This is a genomic window from Paenisporosarcina sp. P4_D4, from assembly GCF_056401835.1.
In genome coordinates, this window is record NZ_JBFUIO010000203.1 from 1 (window position 1) to 2,759 (window position 2,759).

3 protein-coding genes are annotated in these 2,759 nt (G+C 36.3%); all 3 read right to left on the bottom strand.

What is annotated here, in order from left to right:
• Positions 1-68: 68 nt before the first annotated feature.
• Genes AC1DSL_RS16995 through AC1DSL_RS17005 form a run of 3 tightly spaced genes read right to left on the bottom strand, consistent with a single transcriptional unit; the run spans position 69 to position 2,514 of the window.
• Positions 69-293: a helix-turn-helix domain-containing protein gene (locus AC1DSL_RS16995; RefSeq protein WP_016427015.1), complete on the bottom strand. Its 225-nt coding sequence runs from the start codon at positions 291-293 to the stop codon at positions 69-71.
• A 20-nt stretch (positions 294-313) separates the two neighbouring features.
• Positions 314-1,483: a ZIP family metal transporter gene (locus tag AC1DSL_RS17000; protein ID WP_477533117.1), complete on the bottom strand. Its 1,170-nt coding sequence runs from the start codon at positions 1,481-1,483 to the stop codon at positions 314-316.
• A gap of 14 nt (positions 1,484-1,497) precedes the next feature.
• Positions 1,498-2,514 (bottom strand): multicopper oxidase domain-containing protein, encoded by a 1,017-nt coding sequence (locus tag AC1DSL_RS17005; RefSeq protein WP_477533118.1) that lies wholly within the window; start codon positions 2,512-2,514, stop codon positions 1,498-1,500.
• Between the last annotated feature and the right edge of the window lie 245 nt (positions 2,515-2,759).

Genomic DNA, 2,759 nt, shown 5'->3' on the forward strand with positions numbered 1-2,759 from the left:
TGCATCATGATTTCCTCCTATTAAGTGTTATTTTTTGAATAGCTGTATCTAAGCAAGGTAAAGGTTACTCAAAGATAATCATTCACTTCAATATTCTTTCCGAGCATTTTTAAGCCATGATTTATTTTCGCAATGGTTGAAAATCTAGGTAAGTAGTTTTGGTTGTTACATAATTTTTTAATGGTTGCATAACCGATGTTTGATGCTTTTTCTAACGAATAAATATTAATATCTTCTTGTTTATCGAGCCAAGCACCAAAATTACTCCTGTTATTATTAAGGTCCTTTTGCAACGTCTTCACCTCAGAAAAATTTAATATTTAACGAAGAAGGCTGTAAGATACATGATTAACAGACCGATTGTGAAACCACTGAAGTTTAACCAAGAAACAGTAGGTTCCAAATGTTTCTTATGATCGTTAATTAACATTTTAGTGATGACATAAATTACTTGTAAGATGGCACCTGCACCAATCCCTAAGAACAATGCGCCGAGAATCGGAGAGAAAATGAAGCCACCAACCCAGGTACCAATAATTGCTGGAGCACCTGCTATTACGCCTAATAATACAAAGTCTCTTATTCTAGGTTTAATCTTCAACAAGGGAGCTGCTATTCCTATACCTTCAGTAATGTTATGAAGAGTAAAGCCAATGACTAAGAATGTGCCTAGTGCAGCTTCGCCAAGAGAGAACGAAGTACCGATAGCCAGCCCTTCCCCAAAGTTATGGAGCCCGATTCCGACAGCCATTAATAAAGCGATATTAAAAGGAGAAGAAACTTTCAATGCTTGTTTTTTCTGTGAATACTGGTCAAATCCAATTAATAATAAGAAAGTAAGAACTGCACCTAGCACTACCACCATAGTACCTTGCAAGACTGCAGGCGCTTCAGCACCCATTTCAAAGCCATCAGCCAATGTACCAATAAATAAGAATAGAAGTAACCCAACGGTAAGAGCAAGAATAGCGTTAATCCATTTTCGTGAGAAACGTTTCATGAATGGATACCACAATAAACCTAATGTAATGGGTACGATACCAACATAAAACCCTATAAACCCGTAATTAAGAAAATTGCTCCAGCTTCTTTCTGGAGTGAGTGTCGCAGCTGCAATTTCACCTTCTGTAATAATTCCATTTTCAGTAATTATCTTAATTACATGTGGATCACCTTGCACCCAAGGGTAATTAATCGTAATTTTCCCTTCTTCAAATCGTTTTAATGTTTCTGATGGAGAGACACCAAAATTCCATATCGAATCATTCACTATTACTTGAGATATCGTTAGGGGCTCTGGCCCAGTATTACTGATTGATATTTCAAACCCACTGTATGTTGTGTTAATTCGTTCAATATTTAGTACTTCGATTGGGGCGGCAGGGTCTTTTTCAATACCAGCACCATTGATCATCACCCAAGAAACTACTGCCACAAGTAACAATAGGGGTACTAATCCCGATATTATCCATTTAACTTTCATCTATTAACCCTCCTTTACTCTACTTCGAAAAATCCCATCCAGCCTAACTCAGCGAACTCACTTACATGAGCATGAAACATATATTTCCCTTTATACGGAAAACGCACTTCCAGAATCCCTCGCTCACCCTGACATTGCATAATTGTATCTGTAAACTGTGAAGGGTTATCATTTCGACCTGTTGGATAATACGTAAAGTAATTAGCATGCAAGTGGAAAGAATTTAATAAGTCGAATTCAGTTAAATTACTTAAGTATATTCGGACAAGTTGATCTTTCTTGATTTTAATCGGATGGTTCATAAATGCATTCGCATATCCATTCACCGTATAAAATTCGTTTTCGCCGTCTAAATCCAAATCAAATCCATTCATGATCATGTTCAATTCTAACGCTGGTTCTCTTGGCTTTTTTGGATCGATAATAAAATTACCATATAACCCTTTATGAATATGTCGAGCTAAAGGCATGACATGGCAATGGTAAATTTGTAATCCATATGGTTTTGCTTCAAATTCATACGTGAATGTCTGTCCGGGATATATAGACTCCAATCCATCCATTTCTGGTGGGTGAATTCCATGAAAATGAATCGAGTGAGGATGACTGCCTTTATTAATAAAGTTGAAACGTAAAAGATCACCCTCTGTACAACGAAACGTCGGTCCAGGAATCGTTCCGTTATATGTCCATCCAGGAAATTTAATCCCTTTTGCAATTTCTATTTCTTTATCAATAGCTTCAACTTCATAAACACGTAACGTTTGCCCATTTGGTAGCACACTTACTGTGCCATAATCAAACGTTGTAAGTGCTTTTTCAGCCATCTTATAGCCTTCACTTTTTGAAACATCCGTCATTGTATTACTGTGATTCATGTTGCCGTGCTTATTACCACTGTGTGTAGCTGCTTTAATAACGGGATTTAATCCAGTCATTGTACTTAACAAATAACTGCCTGCTACCCCAATGACCCCGGCAGATCCCAACTTTAAGATGTCGCGTCTAGAAACGTTGTTTTCTTCGCTCATTGTTTGACCCTCCTCAAAAAAGTTTCCCTTAGGAAAGTTTATTGTTATTACACATACTTTATTCCTGAAGTAATCTTTTTGTCAATGACTATTTTTTTTTATTAAATAAAAAAATGTTTTATGATTGCAAGGTTGTTATTTTGTTATATTCTTGAGCAGAAGAAAAAGCACCCAACTTAATTAAGAGTGAAACTTGTCCTATTTTTTAACCTCCAATAATTTGGATTGTTAGTTTGAAGATACTG

Excerpts from the sequence above, each read along its gene's own strand:
- AC1DSL_RS17005 (WP_477533118.1), bottom strand. The coding sequence starts at position 2,514 with ATGAGCGAAGAAAACAACGTTTCTAGACGCGACATCTTAAAGTTGGGA.
- AC1DSL_RS17000 (WP_477533117.1), bottom strand. The coding sequence starts at position 1,483 with ATGAAAGTTAAATGGATAATATCGGGATTAGTACCCCTATTGTTACTT.